This is a genomic window from Paenibacillus forsythiae T98, assembly GCF_000520735.1.
GTDB lineage: Bacteria > Bacillota > Bacilli > Paenibacillales > Paenibacillaceae > Paenibacillus_AQ > Paenibacillus_AQ forsythiae.
In genome coordinates, this window is sequence record NZ_ASSC01000592.1 from 1 (window position 1) to 2,937 (window position 2,937).

Here is a 2,937-nt window from a genome sequence, read left to right on the forward strand (position 1 = left end):
GAGCAGCAGTCGCCGGATGTCCATCACTTTAACCAGGCGGTGATGCTGTATCGGGAGCAAGGATTCGACGAATCTGCGCTCCGCCAAGTGATGCGGACCATTACCGAACATCACGATGCGCTGCGGATCGTGTTCCGCCAGCGTGACGGCGGATATGAGCAGTGGAACCGGGGAACGGAGGAAGGCGGCTTATACACCCTGGATGTGTTTGACTTCCAAGGCGAAGCCGCGTGCGCACAAGCTATCGAAGCCCAGTCCAACGCCTTGCAAAGCAGCATCAGCTTGAGCGAAGGGCCTCTCATGAAGCTGGCGCTGTTCCGGTGCGCGGACGGAGACCACCTGCTGATCGCCATTCACCATTTGGCGGTAGACGGGGTGTCATGGCGGATTTTATTCGAAGATATCGCCGCAGGCTACGAACAAGCGGTACGGGGAGAGACCATCCGCTTGCCGCAAAAATCGGATTCGTTCCAGGAGTGGGCGCAGCAGTTGACGGAGTATGCGCACAGCCCGGCTCTGCAGCGCGAACGGGCGTATTGGCAGCAGCTCGAACAGGCGGACACGACGCCTCTGCCCAAAGATTTCGCGCAGGAGAAGCCGCTGCAGCAGGACAGCGACATCGTGAGCATACAGTGGACGGCGCAGGAAACGCAGTCGCTGCTCAAACAGGCGCATCATGCGTATAACACGGAAGTGAACGATCTGCTGCTGACGGCGCTGGGCATGGCGATTCATAACTGGACCGGGATGAAGCACATTCTCGTCAATCTGGAAGGCCACGGCCGGGAATCCATCCTCCCCGATATCGATATTACGCGTACGGTCGGCTGGTTCACAAGCCAGTACCCCGTTGTGCTTGCGATCGGAGAGGAGCAAGAGGTATCCCGGCGGATCAAGAGCGTCAAAGAAGGCTTGCGCCAAATCCCGCAAAAAGGGATCGGGTACGGGATTCTGACGTATTTGTCCGAATCCCCGGACACGGATCGGTTCCAGGCAAAGCCGGAGATCAGCTTTAACTACTTGGGGCAGTTCGGCCAAGATCTGAAAAACAGCGCCTTGCAGCTTTCTCCTTATGCCGGTGGAGCCGCTGTTAGCGGGCGCGCAACCAGAACCTGTGCGCTCGATGTAAACGCCATGATCTCGGAAGACGCATTGGGGCTGACCGTCGGCTACAGTACGAAACAGTACCGCAGGGAAACCGTGGAACGGCTGGCCGGTTTGCTGAAGGCAAGTTTACGCGAAGTGATCGCGCACTGCATCGCGAAAGAACGAACGGAGTTAACGCCAAGCGACGTGTCGGCAAAAGAACTGACCGCAGCAGAACTGGAACAGCTTGTGGAACAAACCGGACTTATCGGCGAGATCGAGAACGTCTACCCGTTAACGCCCATGCAAAAGGGCATGTTGTTTCACAGCTTGCTGGACCCGCGCTCGGGCGCCTATTTTGAACGGGCGACATTCGATCTGCGGGGACGGTTTGACGTCGGAACCTTTGCCGAGAGCATAGAGCGTTTGATGCACAGGCATGCCGTTCTTCGAACGAACTTTTATAGCACCATGACGGAAACGCCGCTGCAGGTCGTCTACCGGAATAAGCCTGCCGCGGTAGATTACCAAGATCTGCGTGCGATGAAGGAAGCGCAGCGCGAAGCGTATGTCCGGAATGTCGCCGACGAAGAGCAGCGCAGAGGGTTTGACCTTGCGCAAGATGCCCTGATGCGCATCTCCATTCTGCGCACGGGAGAAGAGACGTACCGGTTCCTTTGGAGCTTCCACCATATCATCCTGGATGGCTGGTGTTTATCGCTTCTCTACCAAGAAGCGTTCCAAACGTATGTCGCCCTCCGGGAACAGCGGGAGCCCGTGCTTGCTCCCGTTTCTCCGTACGGTCAATACATCGAATGGCTGGCAGGGCAAAATCACGAAGAAGCCGCCCGGTATTGGAGCGACTATTTGGCCGGCTATACGTTGCAGCAGACCCGGCTGCCGGCAGGAAAACCTGCCGGACAGGCGGACGGATATGCCGCCGAGGAACGGGTAGGCCGGATAAGCAAAGAACTGACCCTGCGGATGAACCGGGTCGCGAAGCAGAACCAGGTGACGGTTCCTACACTGATGCAGACGGCATGGGGAATCGTGCTGCAAAAATATACGAACAGTCCGGATGTCGTATTCGGCAGTGTCGTATCGGGAAGACCGGCGGAACTGCCGGGCATTGAAACGATGATCGGCCTCTTCATTAATACGATTCCGGTTCGGCTTCGGAGCGAGGAAGCGTCAACCTTTGCCGAAGTAATGAAAAGCTGCCAGGAGCAAGCCCTTCTCACGCATGCCTACGAGACGTACCCGCTGTATGACATTCAGGCGCGAACCGAGCAAAAGCAGAATCTCATCAACCACATCCTGGTCTTCGAAAATTACCCGTTGGATCAGAAGATGGAACAAATGGGGAACCAGGGTGAAGCTGCTCTTCAGATTGAGAACGTAGCATTTGCCGAGCAAACGAACTATGATTTTAATCTGATTGTCATACCGGGTGAAGAAATGCGGGTTTGCTTCCAGTACAATGCGGTCGTATTTGAACAGGCAGACGTAGAGCGAATTTGGGGGCACTTGGTATCCATCCTGGAACAAATCGTGGACAACCCGCACGTAGCCGTGAAGGACATGGACCTGCTGACCTCGCAAGAGAAGGCGCACATTCTCCGCGTATTCAATGATACGGCAGTCGAGTATTCGAAGGAGAAGACGATTCATCAACTGTTCGAAGAACAGGTAGAGCGCACCCCGGACCAGACAGCGGTCGTATACGAAGGAAGCCAATTAACGTACCGCGAGCTGAACGAAAGAGCGAACCGGCTTGCGCGGACGTTGCGGGACAAAGGCGTGCGAGCAGACGAGCCTGTCGCCATTATGGCCGAGCGATCTCTGGAGATG

The 2,937-nt window shown here is 56.2% G+C and carries 1 protein-coding gene; it reads left to right on the forward strand.

Annotated elements, in window-relative coordinates:
- The coding region (locus tag L692_RS0118505; protein WP_025701568.1) for a condensation domain-containing protein at positions 1–2,937 on the forward strand (2,937 nt) is incomplete at both ends.